Annotated in this window: 21 protein-coding genes; 4 read left to right on the plus strand and 17 right to left on the minus strand. The window is 71.2% G+C overall.

What is annotated here, in order from left to right:
• Positions 1-26 precede the first annotated feature (26 nt).
• The 7 genes from ASD93_RS12130 to ASD93_RS12150 all read right to left on the minus strand — a co-directional run bounded on the left by ASD93_RS12130 (position 27) and on the right by ASD93_RS12150 (position 5,790).
• Positions 27-1,358, minus strand: coding sequence for an alpha-hydroxy-acid oxidizing protein (locus ASD93_RS12130; protein WP_056122821.1), 1,332 nt, complete (start codon positions 1,356-1,358; stop codon positions 27-29).
• A 42-nt stretch (positions 1,359-1,400) separates the two neighbouring features.
• Positions 1,401-1,559: a hypothetical protein gene (locus tag ASD93_RS16040; protein WP_200950676.1), complete on the minus strand. Its 159-nt coding sequence runs from the start codon at positions 1,557-1,559 to the stop codon at positions 1,401-1,403.
• 75 nt (positions 1,560-1,634) lie between these two features.
• Positions 1,635-2,534, minus strand: a complete 900-nt coding sequence (locus ASD93_RS12135; protein WP_157536944.1) for a hypothetical protein — start codon at positions 2,532-2,534, stop codon at positions 1,635-1,637.
• Positions 2,531-3,664: an o-succinylbenzoate synthase gene (gene menC / locus ASD93_RS12140; RefSeq protein WP_056122824.1), complete on the minus strand. Its 1,134-nt coding sequence runs from the start codon at positions 3,662-3,664 to the stop codon at positions 2,531-2,533. The genes ASD93_RS12135 and menC overlap by 4 nt, the downstream gene beginning before the upstream one ends.
• 36 nt (positions 3,665-3,700) lie before the next feature.
• Positions 3,701-3,871: a hypothetical protein gene (locus tag ASD93_RS15955; RefSeq protein WP_157536945.1), complete on the minus strand. Its 171-nt coding sequence runs from the start codon at positions 3,869-3,871 to the stop codon at positions 3,701-3,703.
• 194 nt (positions 3,872-4,065) lie between these two features.
• Positions 4,066-4,983, minus strand: a complete 918-nt coding sequence (locus ASD93_RS12145; protein WP_056122828.1) for a cyclase family protein — start codon at positions 4,981-4,983, stop codon at positions 4,066-4,068.
• A 90-nt stretch (positions 4,984-5,073) separates the two neighbouring features.
• A complete protein-coding gene (locus ASD93_RS12150; RefSeq protein ID WP_056122831.1) occupies positions 5,074-5,790 on the minus strand; it encodes a hypothetical protein in 717 nt (238 codons plus the stop codon).
• 178 nt (positions 5,791-5,968) lie between these two features.
• On the opposite strand from ASD93_RS12150, the gene ASD93_RS12155 reads away from it, so the two are divergent.
• Positions 5,969-7,375 (plus strand): MFS transporter, encoded by a 1,407-nt coding sequence (locus tag ASD93_RS12155; protein ID WP_056122833.1) that lies wholly within the window; start codon positions 5,969-5,971, stop codon positions 7,373-7,375.
• Positions 7,376-7,436: 61 nt separating this feature from the next.
• Complete coding sequence (locus tag ASD93_RS12160) at positions 7,437-8,942, plus strand: peptide MFS transporter (RefSeq protein WP_056122837.1); 1,506 nt, start codon at positions 7,437-7,439, stop codon at positions 8,940-8,942.
• 42 nt (positions 8,943-8,984) lie between these two features.
• Here the strand turns inward: ASD93_RS12160 and ASD93_RS16260 are convergent, their stop codons facing one another.
• Both ASD93_RS16260 and ASD93_RS12165 read right to left on the minus strand, forming a co-directional pair.
• Positions 8,985-9,119 (minus strand): hypothetical protein, encoded by a 135-nt coding sequence (locus ASD93_RS16260; RefSeq protein ID WP_268777960.1) that lies wholly within the window; start codon positions 9,117-9,119, stop codon positions 8,985-8,987.
• Positions 9,120-9,280: 161 nt separating this feature from the next.
• Positions 9,281-10,111 (minus strand): hypothetical protein, encoded by an 831-nt coding sequence (locus ASD93_RS12165; protein WP_056122840.1) that lies wholly within the window; start codon positions 10,109-10,111, stop codon positions 9,281-9,283.
• Between the two features lie 180 nt (positions 10,112-10,291).
• Here ASD93_RS12165 and purU point away from each other — a divergent pair, with 180 nt between their 5' ends.
• Positions 10,292-11,170, plus strand: a complete 879-nt coding sequence (purU, locus tag ASD93_RS12170) for a formyltetrahydrofolate deformylase (RefSeq protein WP_056122843.1) — start codon at positions 10,292-10,294, stop codon at positions 11,168-11,170.
• A 22-nt stretch (positions 11,171-11,192) separates the two neighbouring features.
• On the opposite strand, the gene ASD93_RS12175 is transcribed toward purU, so the two are convergent.
• Positions 11,193-11,498 carry a hypothetical protein gene (locus ASD93_RS12175; RefSeq protein ID WP_056122847.1) on the minus strand — a complete coding sequence of 102 codons (306 nt, stop codon included), beginning with the start codon at positions 11,496-11,498 and terminating at the stop codon, positions 11,193-11,195.
• A gap of 130 nt (positions 11,499-11,628) precedes the next feature.
• On the opposite strand from ASD93_RS12175, the gene ASD93_RS12180 reads away from it, so the two are divergent.
• Positions 11,629-11,865, plus strand: coding sequence for a hypothetical protein (locus tag ASD93_RS12180; protein WP_056122850.1), 237 nt, complete (start codon positions 11,629-11,631; stop codon positions 11,863-11,865).
• A 39-nt stretch (positions 11,866-11,904) separates the two neighbouring features.
• Here the strand turns inward: ASD93_RS12180 and ASD93_RS12185 are convergent, their stop codons facing one another.
• The 7 genes from ASD93_RS12185 to ASD93_RS12215 are packed head-to-tail and all read right to left on the minus strand — an operon-like array spanning position 11,905 to position 18,437.
• The gene (locus tag ASD93_RS12185; protein ID WP_157536946.1) at positions 11,905-13,545 is read right to left on the minus strand and encodes a CDP-alcohol phosphatidyltransferase; all 1,641 of its coding nucleotides are present in this window, start codon (positions 13,543-13,545) and stop codon (positions 11,905-11,907) included.
• Entirely contained in the window at positions 13,529-14,269 is a 741-nt protein-coding gene (locus tag ASD93_RS12190) for a RibD family protein (RefSeq protein WP_056122855.1), read from the minus strand. The genes ASD93_RS12185 and ASD93_RS12190 overlap by 17 nt, the downstream gene beginning before the upstream one ends.
• Positions 14,266-15,258, minus strand: a complete 993-nt coding sequence (locus ASD93_RS12195; protein WP_157536947.1) for a lysylphosphatidylglycerol synthase transmembrane domain-containing protein — start codon at positions 15,256-15,258, stop codon at positions 14,266-14,268. The genes ASD93_RS12190 and ASD93_RS12195 overlap by 4 nt, the downstream gene beginning before the upstream one ends.
• Positions 15,255-16,055: a hypothetical protein gene (locus ASD93_RS12200; protein ID WP_056122861.1), complete on the minus strand. Its 801-nt coding sequence runs from the start codon at positions 16,053-16,055 to the stop codon at positions 15,255-15,257. The genes ASD93_RS12195 and ASD93_RS12200 overlap by 4 nt, the downstream gene beginning before the upstream one ends.
• Positions 16,052-17,074: a glycosyltransferase family 4 protein gene (locus ASD93_RS12205; protein WP_157536948.1), complete on the minus strand. Its 1,023-nt coding sequence runs from the start codon at positions 17,072-17,074 to the stop codon at positions 16,052-16,054. Before ASD93_RS12205 ends, ASD93_RS12200 begins: the two co-directional genes overlap by 4 nt.
• Positions 17,071-17,466, minus strand: a complete 396-nt coding sequence (locus ASD93_RS12210; RefSeq protein ID WP_056122864.1) for a 6-pyruvoyl trahydropterin synthase family protein — start codon at positions 17,464-17,466, stop codon at positions 17,071-17,073. Before ASD93_RS12210 ends, ASD93_RS12205 begins: the two co-directional genes overlap by 4 nt.
• The gene (locus ASD93_RS12215; RefSeq protein ID WP_056122867.1) at positions 17,463-18,437 is read right to left on the minus strand and encodes a zinc-dependent alcohol dehydrogenase; all 975 of its coding nucleotides are present in this window, start codon (positions 18,435-18,437) and stop codon (positions 17,463-17,465) included. Before ASD93_RS12215 ends, ASD93_RS12210 begins: the two co-directional genes overlap by 4 nt.
• Positions 18,438-18,499: the final 62 nt, after the last annotated feature.

Raw genomic sequence — 18,499 nt, forward strand, 5'->3', positions numbered from 1 at the left:
CCTGGCTTCGCGGCCCTCGAACCCGCTCAGACCGGTCGCAGCGCGTCGGGGCCGACCTCGGCGATCGACGTGTGCCCCGACAGCCCCAGGGTGATGTCGAGCTCGGCGAGCACGTTGCGCACGACCTCGCGCACGCCCTCCTCGCCCGCGATGCCGAGCCCGTACGCGTACGGCCGGCCGAGCGCGACGATCGTCGCACCGAGGGCGAGGGCGATGAAGGCATCCGATCCCTGCCGCACGCCCGAGTCGAAGACCACGGGCACGCGTCCGCCGACGCGCTCCACGACCCCGGGCAGGGCGTCGAGGGTCGGCACGGACTGGTCGATCTGGCGGCCGCCGTGATTGGACACCCACACCCCGTCGACCCCCTCATCGAGCGCACGCGCCGCGTCGTCGGGGTGCACGATGCCCTTGAGCAGGATCGGCAGGCTCGTCCACTCCCGCGCCTTCGCGAGGTCGTCCCACGTGAGGGCCGGCGTCGAGAACACGTCGAGGAACGTCTCCACCGCCGCGCGCGGCAGGGGCGAGCGCAGGTTCTCGCGCAGGCCCCCGCCGGTGAGCGCGGCGCCCTTGCGTGCGATCTTCACTCCCGCCGCCACGGTCTTCGGGGTGATCCGCACCGCGGGCGCCGGCGGGACCGCGGCATCCGGACCCTTCCTCACACGCTCGCGCACGAGCTGCTGGAACACCGGATCGCTCGAGTACTGCGCGATCCCCATGCCGCGCGTGAACGGCAGATAGGCGAGGTCGAGATCGCGGGTCCGCCACCCGAGCAGGTGCGTGTCGAGCGTCACGACGACGGCTTCGCAGCCGGATGCCTCGGCACGCCGCAGCAGCGAGGCGTTGAGCTCGTCGTCGGCGGACCAGTAGAGCTGGAACAGCCGGGAGCCGCCGGGAGCGGCATCCGCCACCTCCTCCATGGGGAAGGAGGCCTGGTTGGACAGTGTGTACGGCACGCCGAGGGATGCCGCGGCCCGCGCGACCGCCAGGTCGGCCTCGTCGTGGGCCATCTCCATCACGCCGAGCGGGGCGAGGAGCAGCGGGGTGGGGCGTCGACGGCCGAGGAACTCCACCGAGAGGTCGCGCGCGGACACGTCGCGGAGCGGTCTCGGCCACACCTGCCACCGCTCGAACGCGGTCGTGTTGGCGCGCATCGTGCGCTCGGCCCCGGCGCCGCCGGCGATGTAGGCGAACGCCTCGGCGCTCAGCGCCTTGCGCGCGGCACGCTCGAGCTCAGCCTGATCGACCGGCACCCGCGGGCGCGTGCCGCTGATGCCGGCGCGGTAGATCTCCGACTGGGTGCGGCGGGAGATGCCGCGTGCGGCGGCGGGATCGTGGGGTCGGGCGCTGCTGACCATGCCCCCACCCTAGGCGGGGGCATGGCCGCAGCCAGGGTCGGATCAGGTCTGGCGGCGGATGAAGCGCATGAGCCACGCGATCACGGCGATGATGATGATCACGAGGCCGATCCACAGCAGGAACTTCGCGGCCTCGATGAAGACTCCGAGGAGCAGCAGCACGACGCCGACGATGAGAAGAATGACTGCGAGAGAGGTCATGCTCCCACTCTGGCGAGGACCAGGCTCGCGCTGCAGGGTCTTGACAAGCGGCATCCGCTCGCGCTCGCACTCGGCCTAGGAGCCGAACCCGCACCAGTTCGCGACCCACGTGAGGATCTCCCCCCGCATGTCCTCCGAGGCGGCGAGCTCGATCTCTCCGGGCTCGCCGTCGATCTCCACCTCGACGTCGAAGATCGTGCCGCGCTTGTCCTCCTGCACCGCGTGGGGGTCGCACCGCAGCGGCATGATGGGCAAGGCGATCTCGGTCATCCCGGCGTCGCCCTCGCGGACGGCATAGCCGATGGGGTACGTCTCAACGGTGGCGTCGGCGACTTCGCCGAACGTCAGCAGATTGGTCGTCTGGATGCCGGTGATCGTCACCGCTCCCCGGCCAGTGGGGGCAACGCTCATCGTGAGCGTCGCGGGCTCCCCCGGCGGAGAGGGGTCGAAGCCACCGAACGACACGTGCGCGGAGTCCGCGACCTCTGCCGCCCGGCAGTCGCGTTGGTGGAGCGGCCCGACCACGTCGAGCGGGTCCCGGAGCGGCCCCTCAACGATCGATGCCTCCGGTCGCACGGCGCGCTCGGGCAGATCGAGTTCGAGCTGCACCGTCATCTGGCCATCCGCGGTGTCGCACTGCATGGGCGGGAGCTGGATGCGGATGTCGACCGTTCCACCGGGGGCGATGGTCGACGACCGGCCCGCGGTCGGCCGCGTCGCGACGTCGGCGAAGCGCGGGTCGGTCACCGTGACGTCGCCGATCTCGATCGTCTCGTCGGTGTCGTTGTGCACCTGCACCTGCGCCTGCCGGGCGGCGACATCGGAGCGCAGCTGCACGAACTCGACCGATACACCGTCGGGCAGCGGTGGCGGAGCGACATCTCCGGGAGGCGCGCAGGCCGTGAGGCCGGTCCCGACTGCGCAGACAGCGAGCAGCGCCCACGCGCCACGACGCCGTGCCCGCGCGCCCGTCACCGCGTGAGCGTCTCTCGCACCACGGTGAAGTCCTCAAGCGCGACCGGATCGATCTCGATCCCCAGTCCGTGCCCGGTCGGCACGCGCACGTGACCGTCTTCGAGCACGGCGGGCTCGGTGACGATGTCGCGCGTGTAGAACCGGCTCGATGCCGACACGTCGCCCGGCAGGGTGAAGCCGGGGAGCGCTGCGAGGGCGGCATTGGCGGCACGGCCGATCCCCGTCTCGAGCATGCCTCCGCACCACACCGGGATCGCGGCATCCCGGCACAGGTCATGGATCGCGACCGCCTCCAGATAGCCGCCCACCCGCCCCGCCTTGATGTTGATGACGGATGCCGCACCCAGCGCCAGCGCGTCGGCGGCCGCCTTGGCCGACACGATCGACTCGTCGAGGCACACCGGCGTGCGAAGGCGCCGGGCGAGGGTCGCATGGTCGACGAGGTCGTCCTCCTGCAGCGGCTGCTCGATGAGGAGCAGGTCGAAGCGATCGAGTTCGGCGAGCGTGTCGACGTCGGCGAGCGTGTAGGCCGAGTTGGCGTCCACCTGCAGCGTGATGGCGCCGAACGCGTCGCGCACGGCGGCGGTGTCGGCGATGTCGCGGCCCGGCTTGATCTTGATCTTGATGCGCGCGTACCCCTCGTCGAGGTAGCCGCCGACCGCGTCGACGAGGGCCGCCGGATCGCGTTGGATTCCGACGGAGACCCCGCTCGGCACGCGGTCGCGTACCGCACCGAAGTACTCCCCCAGCGCGCGGCCCTCGCTGCGCAGCGCCGCGTCGAGCACGGCGAGCTCGAGGCCGGCCTTCACCATGCGGTGGCCGACGAACGGCGCCAGCACGGACGCGACCTCTTCGGGTGCGAGCCGGCCGCGGTCCAGCAGCGCCGGGGCGAGCCAGCGCAGCGCGACATCCCACGCGCTCTGCGTGTACTCGCTCGAGTACAGCGGCGCCGCCATGGTCACGATCTCGCCCCAGCCGTCGCCGTCCGAGGTCAGGGCGCGCACGACGATCACCTCGCGCACCGTCTCGGTGCCGAACGACGTGGTGAACGGGGCGACCAGCGGAAGGTGCAGCACCCTCAGCTCGAAGCCCTCGAGGGCGACGGATGCCGCGGCGGAGGCGATGGGCATGCGCTCAGCGTACGCCCGGCCTCGGCGGCGATGCCGTCAGTGCGCGAGGTGCAGGGCGGGCAGCGGCCGCGCCGCGGGAAGCTCGGGCATGACCGGGACGAAGGTGCCTCGCGCCCGCCGCGGACCGCGCTTGCGAACCGCACGAGGACGGTCGCGCCGCAGCTTCGCGGCCACGGCGGCCATCAGGATCTCGATGTGTTCGTGCATGTCCGTCTCCTCGGATGCGTGTCTGCAGGGGAGGAGTGCCGTACGCCGAGCCAGATACCTCGAGCCACCGACCTCGGGCCATCGCGGGCGCACAACTCCTGCACTTTCACGGGCGCCGAAGGCGAGCGCGCCGTGATTCCGGGCCCGCGACCCGCGACCGACCCAGATCTGCAGGAGTTATGCGCCGGTCAAGGTCAGACGGGGACTTCGGCGAACGCCCGCACGGGGAAGGTCCCGAACCCCTCGACGGCCGGCGGAGCGGCTGTGAACCGGGCGCCGCGCGGCGGCAGCTCGCCCAGGTTCGTGAGGTGCTCGACGACGTGCACGCCCGCGCCGAGCAGGAGCGAGTGGGCCGGTCGCTCGCCGCCCGACTCGGTGTCGTCGATGTTGAGCGAGTCGATGCCGACCAGCGCGGCGCCGGCGTCGATGAGCCACTGCGCCCCCTCGCCGGTGAGGAACGGCGCGCCGGATCCGTACTCCGGCCGGCCGAACCAGCGATCCCACCCGGTGTGCAGCAGGACGGCCACGCCGCGCACGTCGCGATCGGCGAGGGTCTCGGGTCGGATGCCGCGGCGCTCCGGCGTCCACGCGTCTTCGAGGTGGAACACCTCGGCGCGCAGACCGACCAGCGAGGACAGCTCGAGCCCCGCGAGGTCGGGGCCCTCGGCGTAGCGGTGGAACGGGCTGTCGAGGTAGGTGCCGGTGTTGCCGATCATGGTGAGGATGTCCATCGCGAACTCGGTTCCCGGCGCGTACTTCGCCCGCGAGTCCTCGCGCGTCAGGTGCGGCGTGATCTCCGGCGCAGGCAGGCCCGGGTAGGTCACGAGCCCGGCGCGGATCGGGTGACTGAGGTCGACCACGCGCGTCGTCGCAGCTGCGCCGGATGCGGCATCCGACACTCCGCGGCTGCCGCGGTGCGGCTCCTCGACGATGCGCAGCCCGCGCAGGTCCACCTCGTCGACGAGCGCGAGACCGAGGTGCTGCACGAGCAGCCGGCCGATCTCAGCCTCGGACAGGTCGCGGTCCGGCAGGTCGAGCCGGAAGCCCGTGCCCGAGAGCTCCCCGCCGTTGGCGAAGCGGATGTCGAAGTCGAAGTGGGCGCGGTAGGGCATGACGCGAGCCTAGGGATTTCCGGCCCGCAAGGAGCGAAGGAGAAGTGACGAGCGGAGGAGGATTCCTGCCGGATACGTGAAGCGCAGCGCTCAGGCCGGGCGCACGAAGAGGTAGCCGCGCTCGTCGTCGAACCCGCCGATCACGAGGCCCTCCGCCAGGCGGGCGAGGATCTCGTCGCGCACGCGGAGGCGCCAGGTCGCAGCATCCGCCGGCGCCTCCCGGCGCAGGGTCTCGATGTCGTGCGGGATCGCGACCGAGGCGACCACCCGCTCGTCGGCCGGGGTGGGAACGGGAGGAGCGGCGAGCGCCCACGACACCATGACGCGGTCGGTCTCGTCGCCGCGGTTGATGCCGTCGTCCATCGGGCCGTAGTGGTTCACGAGGTACTCGGTCACGCGCGTCCCGAGGGTGCGCAGGTTGAAGTGGGCGTTGCGGGCGACGAGCGGGTCGAACGTCCACGTGATGTGTCCGACGTCCCGGGCCAGCGCCCACTCGCGCTGGTGCTGCTTGAGCACGCGCCCGAGCCCCTTGCTCTGCAGGTCGGGGAGCACCCCGGTGATGTGGCTGTGCATCGAGCGGGCCGCGGGCGCGGCGAAGAAGGCGACGGATGCTCCCACCATCCGGTCGCCGTCGTAGAGCCCGACGGCGTAGTTGCCGGCATGGGCGAGCGCCCGCAGCAGGTTCGGCGGCATGCCCCCGTTGTCGCCGCCCCAGACCTCCGCGAGGACCCGCGATGCGGCGTGAACCTCGTCGACGGTGTCCAGGGGACGGATGTCGATGCCCGGCGGGGTCGCGGAGTCGGCCATGGATCCAGTGTGGCACTCGCGGGCGTGCACAACTCCTCTCCGATCGGCCGGGCAGCCGGCATCCGGCCATCTCGGCGACTTCCGGAGGAGTTGTGCTCGCGGAGCCGCAGGCCCACGGCGCGGATAGCCTTGTCCGATGGGCACGCCGGAGGAGAACGCGAGAAGACGACTCACCCGGATGCCTCGCCAGGGAGCGATCATCGCGGTCCTGGCGATCGCAGGTCTCGCGTCGTCGTTCATGTTCACGCTCGTGGTGCCGATCCAGTCGAAGCTCCCGGAACTGCTGAACGCGAGCCGGGAGGACACGGCCTGGGTCGTGACCTCGACCCTGCTCGCCGCGGCCATCATCACGCCGATCTCGGGCCGCCTCGGCGACATGTACGGCAAGCGGCGGATCGTGCTCGTGCTGCTCGCGCTGCTCGTCGCGGGCTCGGTGATCGCGGCGCTCTCGCCCGGCATCGTCGGCATCATCGTCGGCCGCACCCTGCAGGGCGCCGTGGTGGGCGTGGTCCCGCTCGGGATCTCGATCCTGCGCGACGTGCTGCACGAGAACCGCGTCGACACCGCGATCGCGCTCATCAGCGCCACACTCGGCGTGGGCGGCGCCCTCGGCCTGCCGATCAGCGCGCTGATCACCGAGCGTGCCGACTGGCACTTGCTCTTCTGGGTCGCGGCAGGGCTCGGCGTCGTCGTCTTCGCACTCGTGCTGTGGATCGTGCCGGTGAGCGTGCTGCGCACGGCCGGCCGATTCGACTTCGTGGGTGCCGCGGGGCTGAGCGTGGGTCTGCTCGGCATCCTGCTCGCGGTCTCCCGCGGAAACGAATGGGGCTGGACCGCCCCGCCCACGCTCGCGCTCGGCCTCGGCGGGATCCTGGTGCTCGTGGTGTGGGGCTGGTACGAGCTGCGTATCGCCGAGCCGCTCCTCGACCTGCGGGTGGCCGCGCGGCGCCCCGTCCTGCTCACGAACATCGCCTCGGTCGCGATGGGCTTCTCGCTGTTCGCGTCGAACGTCGTGTACCCGCAGATGCTCGAGCTGCCCGTCGCGACCGGCGGCTTCGGGCTCTCCCTGCTGGCGGCCAGCTTCGTGGTCATGCCGGCCGGCGTCGTGATGATGGTGCTCTCCCCGTTCTCGGGACGCCTCGCCCGCACCATCGGGCCCAAGCTCCTGCTGGTGATGGGCGCGATCTCGCTCATCCTCGCGTACGGGTTCACGCTGCTCTTCTCGAGCGAGGTGTGGCAGCTCGTCGTCGCGAACTTCCTCATCGGCGCGGGCATCGGCTTCGGCTACGCGGCCATGCCGATGCTCATCATGCGCTCGGTGCCGCAGTCCGAGACGGGGGCGTCCAACGGCCTGAACGCCCTCTTCCGCTCGCTCGGCACGAGCACCGCCGCGGCTGTGATCGGTGCGGTGCTCGCGACCTACACGATCGACGCGGGTGGGATGCCGGTGCCGTCGCCGACCGCGTTCCAGCTGTCGTTCGTGCTCGGTGGCGCCGCCGCGGTCGTGGCCCTCGTCGTGGCGCTGTTCATCCCGCGTCGGCACGCGGCCGAGGAGCGGCATCCGTCCCTCCCCGAGGGGTACTGACGTCGGCGGACCTCGCCCGCTAGCCTGACGTCATCCACGACGGGCGGCGACGGGAGCAGCCATGGATCACCGCGACGATCGCGAGGCAGAGCAGGTAGCGGCAGGCACGACCGCGCTGGATGACGGCGCCGACCACGACACCCGGTTCTTCGGGCAGCCGTGGGCCCTCGCGCACATCTTCGGCGTCGAGATGTGGGAGCGCTTCAGCTTCTACGGCATGCAGGTCGTGATGACCTACTACCTCTACTTCTCGGTCAGCGAGGGTGGATTGGGTCTTCCGCAGGCGACGGCGCTCGGCATCATCGGGGCGTACGGCGGCACGGTCTACCTCTGCACCATCCTCGGCGCGTGGCTGGCCGACCGCCTGCTCGGCTCCGAGCGGGTCCTCTTCTTCAGCGCGATCGTGATCATGGCAGGGCATGTCGCGCTGGCGGCGATCCCGGGAATCGCCGGCGTCGGTGTCGGCCTGGTTCTCGTCGCCCTGGGCTCGGGCGGCCTGAAGGCGAACGCGACCTCCGTCGTCGGCACGCTGTATTCGGCCAAGGACCCGCGACGCGACGCCGGCTTCTCGCTCTTCTACCTGGGCATCAACCTCGGCGCGTTCTTCGGGCCGATCATCACCGGCGCCGTCCGAGACGTCGCGGGCTTTCACTGGGCCTTCCTCGTCGCCGCGATCGGGATGGGCATCGGGCTCCTGCAGTACTCCTTCGGCCGCAAGTCGCTTCCGCCGCAGTCCCGGGTCATCCCCAACCCGCTGCCGAGGAAGCGCTACCCCGTGGCGATCGGCATCGGTCTCGTCGGCGCGGCGGCCATCGCCGTCCTGGTGCTGACCGGCGTCGTCACCGCGGACAACCTGTCGGCGTCCGTCGCGATCGTGACCTTGGCCGCGGCGATCGCCTACTTCGCGCTGATCCTGACCAGCAGGCTCACCACGCCGGACGAACGCTCGCGCGTCTTCGGGTTCATCCCGCTCTTCATCACGTCGACCGCGTTCTGGTCGCTCTACCAGCAGCAGTTCACCGTCGTTCCGGTGTACTCCGAGAGCAAGCTCGACCGCACGATCCTGGGGTGGACCATGCCCCCGGAGTGGGTGCAGTCGATCAATCCGGTGTTCATCATCGTCCTGTCGGGAGTGTTCGCGGCCATCTGGACCAAGCTCGGAGACCGCCAGCCCTCGACGCCGGTGAAGTTCGGCGTAGGCACGATCCTCATGGGATGCGCCTTCCTCCTGTTCCTGCCGTTCGCCGGCGGCGGCGAGAACTCCACGCCGCTGTTGGCGATGGTCGGCATCCTGCTCGTGTTCACCGTCGCGGAGCTGCTCGTGTCCCCCATCGGGCTCTCGGTGACGACGAAGCTGGCGCCGGAGAAGTTCCACACGCAGATGGTGGCGCTGTTCTTCCTGTCGGTCGCCCTCGGCACGTCGGTGTCGGGCATCGTCGCGGGCTACTACGACCCGGAGAACGAGGTGCCGTACTTCACCATCCTCGGAGGTCTTGCGATCGTGGTCGGTGCCGGCCTCCTGCTGGCGACGAAGCCGGTGCTGCGCCTGATGCGGGGTGTGCGATAGCGGTCGGCCCCGCCGCACAGGGCGCACAGCGGAAGACGGCGCTCAGCGTCGTCGGTTCTGCCGCGCGTCGAGTGCGGCGCGGTAGTAGGTGTCTGCAGCTCCGACGACCTCGTCGAGGCCGTCGAGTTCCCAGTCGCGACCCTCGGGAGCACCTCCGAGAGTCAGATCGAGTTCCACGGCATCGTGGACGGCGTTCGCTATCCCACTCAGGAGGAATGCCCGCCGATCGAAAGGAATGGAGGTTGAGACCTCTCGGGCCTCGCGAATAAGACGTGAGACTCTCGCGTTCGGGGACTCTTCGCTCGTCATCGACAAGATGTTGGCCTTTCGGTTGTTCGCTACAGCTGGCGAAAGAGGCCGGTGATCGGGTCCTCGCGTGGAACGACCAGCACCTGGCCGAAGGTTTCTTCGGCCTCGGTCACAAACGCGCCGAGGGTCGCACTACGGATCTCCTCGCGGATGTGGGGTTCACCGTCCTTGAACAAGTGACCGCTGCCCGCGTTTTCGACCCAGAACCCGACCGCTCCCGGGGTGGGCTCGTCGCCCGGCAGAGTGTGCAGGAACACCGGGCGCTCGACAGGTTCGCCTGAGTAGATCGCGTTGAAGTTGACCGAAGGGGTCGCGTCGTACCGAAACCCCCGCGGGCCTACCGACGACAGCATCACGAGCATGCCGCCGATGGTGCTTGGTCGTCGGAACTGAATGAGGTGCTGCATGGTCGACATCAAACGCGATCGGGCGCTGTCGTCGGGGAAGTCGCCGTAGCGCGCTCGCACGAGTTCGAACACCGTCGTTCCGTTGAGATCCTCGTCATCGCCGGCGATGACGAGGCCCTCGGACGTCACCTCGGCCCATTCACCGTCCTCGACCCTCCACAGCTGCGCGCCGTTTCCCGCAACGATGAAGGTCGCGCCACCCACCTGGGCAAGACCGTCGAGCACCGCGTTCCGCTCAAGACCACGCAGGTTTCCGACCCTCTCTGCAAGGGTGGATGGTCCGGCCCCGGCATATCCGACGGCCAGTCCCTCGGAAAGGCGGATCACCTTGAGCACGGGGTCGGAATAGATCTTGCGCGAGCGCGTCTCGTCTGCAGCCCAGGTGATCTTCGAGTCGCCGGCGAGGTGCACGGTCCCGGCGCGGGCGTCGATTGCTCCAACGATGAGTGTCATATCACCGAGACCTCCACTTCGATGCCGGCTGCCAGGGGCGAGAGCGACCGCGTCAGCGGTCCCATCTCTTATGACCCCCGTGCACACGGACAATGACGCGACGGCGGCACATCGTCGCGAGGTACATCGATGATGCGGGTGCGACAGCGGGCTCGCCGCCCGACAAGGCAGAATCGACGCATGGCCGCTACCCCGCACCTCCCCGCCGACCACGCCTGCCTGATCGTCCACGGCAGCGACCGGCCAGGGATCGTGGCGGCGGTCTCGGCGCTGATCACGCGCAACAACGGAAACATCGTCGCGTTCGACCAGTACTCCGACGACCCGATCGGCGGGGCGTATTTCCAGCGCGTGGTCTTCCACTGCGCCGACCTGTCCGCGGCACTCCCCGGCATCGAGGCCGACCTCGCCCGCACGCTGGGCGACGGGTTCGATCTGCAGTGGTCGATCACCGACCAGTCCATCCCGAAGCGGATGGCGATCCTCGCGTCGAAGCAGGACCACTGCCTGCTCGACCTGCTGTGGCGCCACCGCCGCGGCGACCTGCCGGTCACGATCCCGATGGTGATCTCGAACCACACCACGGCGGCGGAGGACGTGCGCTCGTTCGGCGTCCCGTTCTTCCATGTGCCGTCGGTCGCGGGGCCCGACAAGTCCGCCTCCGAGGCGGAGATCGTGAAGCTCCTGGCCGGCAACGTCGACTTCATCGTGCTCGCCCGCTACATGCAGATCCTCTCTGCGAGCTTCCTCGAGCAGGTGGGCGTGCCGGTCATCAACATCCACCACTCATTCCTGCCCGCCTTCATCGGCGCCGAGCCGTACAAGAAGGCGAAGGAGCGCGGCGTCAAGCTCATCGGCGCGACCTCGCACTACGTCACGGACGACCTCGACGAGGGGCCGATCATCGAGCAGGACACCGTGCGCGTCACCCACGGCGACAGCGTCGAGGAGCTCGTCCGCCGCGGCTCGGATGTCGAGCGCCAGGTCCTCTCCCGTGCGGTGCTGTGGCATGCGCAGGACCGTGTCATCCGCCACGGCAACCACACGATCGTCTTTTAGCGCGACGCAGCGTCGCGGCGAGTCAGACCGCGCGAAACGAAATGTCGCCTGTCGGAGGCTGCGGTGGTCGCCATCCGTAAAGCGGAATCAGCGCTCTTTCCTCCTCCTCGCCGCTGAAGATCGCGCCCGTGTCCACTTCGGCGAGCACTTCTCTTCGCCCGTCGTCGTGAGTCGAGCGCGCCCAATCGATCACTTCGAGAACGTCTCGAGCACCCTCGACACGGTATGCGTTGAGGTTCTCGGCGTACTCAGGCTGCGGCGTCGTCCAAACGTGCACGCGAAACGCCGGCATCTGCTGCACAAAGTCGGTTACTTCCGTCGCCGTCATGATTCACCTCCCGGTCATGTCATCTCAGAAACGCCTCGGCGCACGAGAGGCATGGCTGAAAGGTAGACGATGAGATCCAAGAACCGCTCAACCAGGTGACGCCGACAAGCCCCAGGGAAAGGTGTTTGCAATGAGCAAGCTAACGGGAGTACTCATCAGCACGGCCATCCTTGCGGCCGGGTTGACCATTCTGGGTACGGCCGCGATCCTCACCTTTGAAGCCGGGATGATCGCGGATGCAACAGGCGGAGTCGGCTCGTCGACACCCACCCGGACTGCCATGTGGATCACTGGGCCGGTCATGATTCTCGTCGGCGCCGTGTGGCTGCCGATCGCAATCGGGAAGCGGTCGACAGCCCCCGTGTGATCATCCGACTCGCCGCTGCGGCAGATTCCATGGACCGCTTCACTCGCTGAAGGCGTCGACGAAGCGGTCGCGGAAGGCGTCCATGCGCCAGACCGGCGCGGCGGGCGAGGGGTGCACGCCCTTCTCCCATCCCCACGACGCGATCGCGTCGAAGACCGCCGGGTCCTGCGCGATGATCGTGATCGGCACGTCATGATCGGCTTCCTCCCCGCTGACGATCTGCCACGGCTGGTGATCGCCGACGAGCACGAGCACCAGGTCGGGCTGATCGAACGTCTCGAGGTACGAGAACGTCGCGCCGAGCGTGTAGGCCACGGACTCGCCATACAGCTCCCGCACCCGCTCCCGGTCGCCCCAGACCTCGGAGGCGGACTCCCCGGATGCCGCCTGCCGCGCGAACACCCGGCCGTCGCCGAGCTGCGACCACGGCACGAGCTGCGGTAGCGGCGTCCAGGGCGTGTGGGAGGACACCAGGTCGAGCTCCGCCATCACCGGGCCGTCGATGTCGGCGCGCCGGGAGTGGAACACGCTCCACGTGTACTGGTCGGGCATGTGCGCGTAGCCGAAGTGCGGGCCGCGGTACGCCATGTTCCGCTCGTCGAGCATGGTGTCGAATCCGTAGAAGTCCTTGCCGGCCTCCCATGCGCGCTCGTTCGACGGCACGACCGACATCGTGTGCCAGCCCGCAGAGCCGAACAGCTCGCTGAGGCTGCGCCGGTCGCTGTCGAGCAAGCGCGTGTACTTCAGGGGCGAGTCGGCCCACGCCCCGGTCTGCAGCGTCGAGTGCGCGAGCCAGCTGACCCCGCCGAACGTCGGCGAGGTGAGGAACGCACTTCGGGCGGAGAACCCGGCGCCGGCAAGGGCCTCGCCACCGTTCGAGAGCGCGCGTTCGACCGGGGCCGTGAACGGCGCCGGTTCGAGAGCGACGCGCCCGTAGGCCTCGACGAACACGATCATGACGTCCTTGCCGCGCAGAGCCGTGAACAGCTCGTCGCCGGGCATCGCGTCGAGCGGATCGACGCGGATCGCCCGGTCGAACGCCTGCAGCTCCTGCACGCTCGCGACGGCCCGCTCGGTCGTCGTGACGAGCTCGTCCGCGGAACGGGATGCCGCCACCGGCACGTCGGGGGTGAGTCGGGCTCCGGCGAGCGCGAGCACGATCCACCCCGCCGCGATGCCGGCGACCAGCATCCGTCCGTGTGGTCCGTCCGCCACCGCGCCGCTGACCCGCATCGCCGCCAGCGAGATGCCGGCGACGCTCGCCGCGGCGACGACGGCGACGGCGACGAGCGCGGAGGCCGCGCCGACCTGCCCCATCGCGTCGGCGACGACGCCGTACCCGTCGGCGATCGCCTTGCCGCCGTCGACCGGGTTGAAGGCCCGGTCGATCGTCAGCCGGAACGCGAGGTCGAGCGCCGAGATCAGGATCGCGAGGACCACCACCACGCCGAATCCGATCCCCACTCCGATCCGCAGCGGTCGCCGCACGGCGATGAGGAGCACGAGCACGACGGCGATCGACTCCCCCGGGATCCCCGCGAGCGCCACGGCCCCGTCGCCGCCGAGCACGCCTGGCACGAGCGGAACCAGCACCAGCGTCCCGGCCGCGACCGCGGTGAGCGCGGCGGCGCGGCGCGAGGCGCTCGCGCCGTCGAGCCCGGGCTCAGACCGGCCGCTCACCGTCGGGAGGTCCCTGCGGCGCCCGCACGGCATCGGGGTCCGCGTCGAAGCGGTGCGACAGCGCGTACCGCAGCAGCACCACGTCGGCGATGGGCCGCGTCTCGGTCAGTCGCGCGCGCCGCGACGCGTTCCACGGGAATCGCCCCTCGCCGACGAAACGGGGCGCCTGCGACTCGCCCACGAAGAACGGGGCGATGACCAGCTGCAGCTCGTCGGCGACATCCTCCACGAGGAACTGCGTGTGCATGCGGCCGCCTCCTTCGACCATAAGGCGCCGGATCCCCTGCTCCGCGAGGTCATCCGCGACGGCGGCCATCGTCACCTCGTCTCCCAGGGCGACGACGGTGGCGACCGACGAGAGAGTCCGTGCGATCCTCGCCGACTCGCCACGCGGGCAGTAGACGATCTTCTCGACGTCGCCGGCCGTGAAGAACGCCGACGCGGGCGACACGTCTCCGCTCGCCGTCACCGTGACCTTGACGGGGGTCTCCTCGCGGCCCGCGCCGCGGCGCAGCATCCGTCGCCGCTCGCTGCGCACGAGCAGACGCGGGTTGTCGCGCCGCACGGTCGAGGCGCCCACCATGATCGCGTCGCTGTCGGCGCGCAGCTGATCGACGCGGTCGAAGTCCTCGGCGTTCGACATCGCCAGCCGCCGGGGCGTCTCGCTGTCGAGGTACCCGTCGAGCGACATCGCGCAGCTCAGCGTGACGTACGGCCGGTTCATGCGCCCCTCTCCCTGCGTCGGCGGAGCGCGGATGCCGCGAGCACGACCGCGCCCGGCGCGACGGCGATCATCGCGAGCACGCCGTACGCGGTCGCCGCCGCGAGCCCGGCCGCCGCGCCGAGACCCGCGACGCCGAACGCCCACGCCGCCGCCCCTTCGCGAGGACCCCATCCGCCCAAGCTGAACGGGATCGACGAGGCCAGCACGGCCACGAGGGCCGCCGCCGTCACGCGGTCGGGCGAGGCCTCCACCCCGACCGCGACGCACGCGACGAGGAACGTCGCGACGTGCGCGCCGAGGACGACGACGGATGCCGCCACCACCCGCAGCACCGTCCCGACCGACGAGAATGCCGACCGGAGCACGGCGAGTTCGCGCGTGACGGCGGTCCGTGCGCGGCGGCTCGCTGCGGCGACGATCGCGAGCACGGCGATGATCGCGACCACAACGCCGAGCACGGCGAAGGCCGAGGCGGCCGCCGTCGATCCGGCGATCACGAGCACGGCGAGGGCGAGGGCGAGCTGCACCGCCTGCCCTGCCGCGCGCTCCGCCGCGACCGCGCGCGAGGCCTGCGCGACCTGGTCGACACTGCGGCCGTGCGACACGGCACGGTGCACATCGCCGACGACACCGCCCGGCAGCACCGTGTTGAGGAACTGGGACCGGTAGTAGGCGGCCACCGACTCGCCCCACGCCAGGCGCAACCCCATCCGCGTCGCGAGGGTGCGCCATCGCCAGGCGGCGGCGCAGGTCGCCGCGGCGGCGAGCACCACGGCCGCGGCGATCGCGATCGGCGAGACCGCTGCGAGTCCGCGGAGGAACGGCTCGGCACCCGCGACCGCCACAATGCCCACGAGGATCGCCGCCCCGGCCGCCGCGCGCAGCCATGGTCGCCACCGCGGCGGTTCCGGCGGGGGAACGGGAGCGACCGCGAGCGGGGCCGGGAGCCGGTCGGGTGCGCGCTCCCGGGGAGCGGAGAGATCGGTCATGACGGCCACGCGAGGAGATCCCGATGGTGGACGACGACGCGGAGCCTGCCGGTGAGTACCTGCGCGCGCCGCGTGCGCAGGTACTCACCCGCCCACTCGGTGAGCGCCGGGCGCTCCTCCACGGCGGCGGACACCCACCCCTCCAGCCACTCGGCGACGAGCGCGGGCTCGCGATCGCCCAGGCGCCAGGGCGAGGAATCCGTCCGCACCGACCAGCCGGCCGCCCGGAACAGCCCCGCGGCGACGGCGACCGCGTCGGGTCCGAGCAGGCGTCGGTCCTCGGCGCTGCGGCGCTGGTGGTCGTTGAACGCCGCCGCGAACACGCGGTCGCCGGGGTCGACGGGATCGAGCGCGACGTCCCCATCGACGGTGAGCGCGAACAGCGCCGGGGCGCCGACGCCGACGCAGGCAGCGACGATCGCCTCCACCTCCTCCGCCGACAGCACGTCGAGGAGGGCCGACGTCACGACCAGCGATGCGCCGGCGAGGTCCTCGGCCCGCAGCGTCTCCAGGTGTCCCACCCGCGTCAGCACCGCGGCGACGGATCCCGGAGGCGCGGCGGCGGCGTGCGCGAGGAGCGCGGCGTTCCAGTCGTGCAGCACCCACGTCTGAGGAGAGGGCAGGCGGGGCGCGAGCCAGCGCATCATCGCGCCGGTCCCGCTGCCGAGGTCGTGCACGGTGACCGGCGCGTGCACCAGGTGCGACGCCCGGCGCGCCAGCGAGCGCGAGCGGGACGCGGCATCGGCCTCCTCGCGCAGCGTGAGCCAATCGGCCGACACCGGGATGACGACGCTCACGGCAGGCTCCGCAGCGCGCGGTCGACGGTGCGCGCCGTCTCGGTCCAGTCGCGGCGGCTCGGACCCTCCTGCCGGGCCTCGGCCGTCAGCGCGGCGCGCAGCGACGCATCCGTCATCCACTGCCGCAGCGCATCGCGCAGGGCGGCGGGCCGATTCGGCGATACGAGGATCGCGGCCCGGCTCGGCCCGATCGCCTCCGGGATCCCCCCGACGCGGGTGGCGACGACGGGGATGCCGCGGCGCAGCGCATCGCCGACCACGATGCCGTAGCTCTCGGTGCGCGATGGGGCGACGAGCAGATCGGCCCGCGCGTACAGGGCGTCCAGGGCGCGTCCGTGGACGACCCCGGCCCACGTGATGCGCTCGGCCACTCCGGCGTCCGCGGCGCGCGCCGCGATCCGCCGCACGAACGCGGGGTCGGCGGCGACCGACCCGGCGATCGTGCACGTCCATCCGGGTCCGAGGGCGGTGAGGGCGTCGACGAGCAGATCCTGCCCCTTGTGCGGGGCCACGACGCCCACGCACAGGAGCGACCCGCCCGTCGTCGTTCCCCCCGAGAGCGGCGCGTCATCGGATCCCGGCGTCGCGACCACGACCCGGTCGGGGGCGACGAGGCCGCGGGCCACCAGCTCGTCCCGCGTCCAGACGCTCGTGGCGACGACCAGGGCGGCGCTCGCCAGCACCCGTCGCTCGTGCTCGATCGCCGCGGGGTCGGCCTCGTCGAACGCCGCGGTCACCATGTGCACCAGCACCGCCAGGCGCAGCCGGGCCGCCGCTGCCACGACGGCGTCGGGGGCACCGCGCGCGACGAGCCCGTCCACGAGCACCAGACCGCCCGACGGCAGGCCGTCGAGCGCGGCACGGGAGGCGGCATCCGCTCGCGCCTCCACCCGCCGCACGTCCCAGCCGAGTCGTCGCAGTCCCTCGGCCACCCGGGCGTCGAAGACGTTGCCGCCGCTCACGCGCGCCGGATCGTCGACCCCCTCGGGGACGACGAACCACACCACGCGTGCGCTCACAGCTCCACCTCGTACGAGGCCCACGCGACGTGGGACTCGCGCAGCGTGACCCCGATGCCGGTGAGGCGCGCCGCGCCGAGGGAGCCCTCCCGCGCCGCGAGGACGAGCTTCTCGGCGATGACGCCGCACAGCCGCTCGGTGGTCGTGTTCACCCCCGCGAACTCCGGCTCCTCATCGAGGTTCCGGTACGAGAGGAGCGACAGGATGCCGCGCAGCACCTCGCTCGCCCGCCCGATGTCGACCACCACGCCGTCGTCGTCGAGCGCCGCGGCCCGGAACGTCGCGTCCACGACGTACGTGGCTCCGTGCAGCCGCTGGGCCGGGCCGAACGCCTCGCCGGTGAGGCTGTGGGCGATCATGATGTGGTCGCGCACCGTCAGGGAGTAGGTCATGCGTCGCTCCAGTCGATCGTGTGACACAGGCCAGGGGCCGAGCCGTCGGCGATCGCGGCCATCACCGCGGGCAGGTCCCGCCACGACGACTCGCCCGTGAGCAGCTGATCGAAGGCGGGGTCGCGCAGCAGATCGAGCGCGAGAGCCAGGCGATCGTGCGTCGAGCGACTGCCCCGCCGCCGCGGCGCCACCATCCCGACCTGGCTCGAGCGCACCGTGAGGCGCCGGGAGTGGAACGCGCCGCCGAGGTGCACGCTCACCGGGCGATCCCCGAACCAGCTCGCCTCGATCACCTCGCCCTCGGTCGTCGCGAGGTCGAGCGCGAGCTGCAGGCCGTCGCCGGATGCGCTCGTGTGGATCACGAGATCGCGATCGCGCGCTGCCGTATCCGGTGCGGCGAACGCGACCCCGAGGCCCTCGGCCACCGCCGCCTTCGAGGGATCGATGTCGACGAGCTCGACGTCCGCGCCCGGGATGCCGGCGGCGAGGCGCGCGACCGCGCAGCCGATCATCCCCGCACCGACGACGCTGACGCGGTCGCCGACGAGGGGCGCGGCATCCCACAGGATGTTCACCGCCGTCTCGACCGCCCCCGCCAGCACCGCGCGGCGGGTCGGCACGCCGTCGGGCACGACCGACACGGCCGAGCCCGGCACGACGAACACCGACTGGTGCGGGAAGAGGGTGAACACCGTGCGGCCCGCGAGCTCCGCCGGTCCGCTCTCCACGACCCCGACGTTGAGGTAGCCGTAGGCGACGGGGCCCGGAAGCTCACCGTCCTGGAACGGCGCGCGCATGCGGTCGCGCTCCCCCGCCGGGACCTCGCCCCGGAACACGATCGATTCGGTCCCCCGGCTGATCCCCGTCACGAGCGTGCGTACCACGGCGTCGCCGGGTGCGGGGTCGCTCAGCGCAACCTCGCGCAGCGACCCCTGCGAGGGGCCGTCCACCCAGAACGCGGTGGCGTGCATCAGAAGAGCGGCCCTCCCGATTGAACCGAACCCCACCCCTGATCCGTGTCACCGGTGATATC

Source organism: Microbacterium sp. Root180, assembly GCF_001428485.1.
In the GTDB taxonomy this organism is placed as follows: Bacteria; Actinomycetota; Actinomycetes; order Actinomycetales; family Microbacteriaceae; genus Microbacterium.

What these genes read in the sequence shown, in the direction of transcription:
- ASD93_RS15955 (WP_157536945.1), bottom strand. Translation starts at nt 3,871, where the DNA reads ATGCACGAACACATCGAGATCCTGATGGCCGCCGTGGCCGCGAAGCTG.
- ASD93_RS12180 (WP_056122850.1), top strand. Translation starts at nt 11,629, where the DNA reads ATGAGCAAGCTAACGGGAGTACTCATCAGCACGGCCATCCTTGCGGCC.
- purU (WP_056122843.1), top strand. Translation starts at nt 10,292, where the DNA reads ATGGCCGCTACCCCGCACCTCCCCGCCGACCACGCCTGCCTGATCGTC.
- menC (WP_056122824.1), bottom strand. Translation starts at nt 3,664, where the DNA reads ATGCCCATCGCCTCCGCCGCGGCATCCGTCGCCCTCGAGGGCTTCGAG.
- ASD93_RS12145 (WP_056122828.1), bottom strand. Translation starts at nt 4,983, where the DNA reads ATGCCCTACCGCGCCCACTTCGACTTCGACATCCGCTTCGCCAACGGC.
- ASD93_RS16040 (WP_200950676.1), bottom strand. Translation starts at nt 1,559, where the DNA reads ATGACCTCTCTCGCAGTCATTCTTCTCATCGTCGGCGTCGTGCTGCTG.
- ASD93_RS12210 (WP_056122864.1), bottom strand. Translation starts at nt 17,466, where the DNA reads ATGACCTACTCCCTGACGGTGCGCGACCACATCATGATCGCCCACAGC.
- ASD93_RS12175 (WP_056122847.1), bottom strand. Translation starts at nt 11,498, where the DNA reads ATGACGGCGACGGAAGTAACCGACTTTGTGCAGCAGATGCCGGCGTTT.
- ASD93_RS12155 (WP_056122833.1), top strand. Translation starts at nt 5,969, where the DNA reads ATGCCTCGCCAGGGAGCGATCATCGCGGTCCTGGCGATCGCAGGTCTC.
- ASD93_RS12190 (WP_056122855.1), bottom strand. Translation starts at nt 14,269, where the DNA reads ATGAACCGGCCGTACGTCACGCTGAGCTGCGCGATGTCGCTCGACGGG.
- ASD93_RS12195 (WP_157536947.1), bottom strand. Translation starts at nt 15,258, where the DNA reads ATGACCGATCTCTCCGCTCCCCGGGAGCGCGCACCCGACCGGCTCCCG.
- ASD93_RS12150 (WP_056122831.1), bottom strand. Translation starts at nt 5,790, where the DNA reads ATGGCCGACTCCGCGACCCCGCCGGGCATCGACATCCGTCCCCTGGAC.
- ASD93_RS12130 (WP_056122821.1), bottom strand. Translation starts at nt 1,358, where the DNA reads ATGGTCAGCAGCGCCCGACCCCACGATCCCGCCGCCGCACGCGGCATC.
- ASD93_RS12160 (WP_056122837.1), top strand. Translation starts at nt 7,437, where the DNA reads ATGGATCACCGCGACGATCGCGAGGCAGAGCAGGTAGCGGCAGGCACG.
- ASD93_RS12215 (WP_056122867.1), bottom strand. Translation starts at nt 18,437, where the DNA reads ATGCACGCCACCGCGTTCTGGGTGGACGGCCCCTCGCAGGGGTCGCTG.
- ASD93_RS12165 (WP_056122840.1), bottom strand. Translation starts at nt 10,111, where the DNA reads ATGACACTCATCGTTGGAGCAATCGACGCCCGCGCCGGGACCGTGCAC.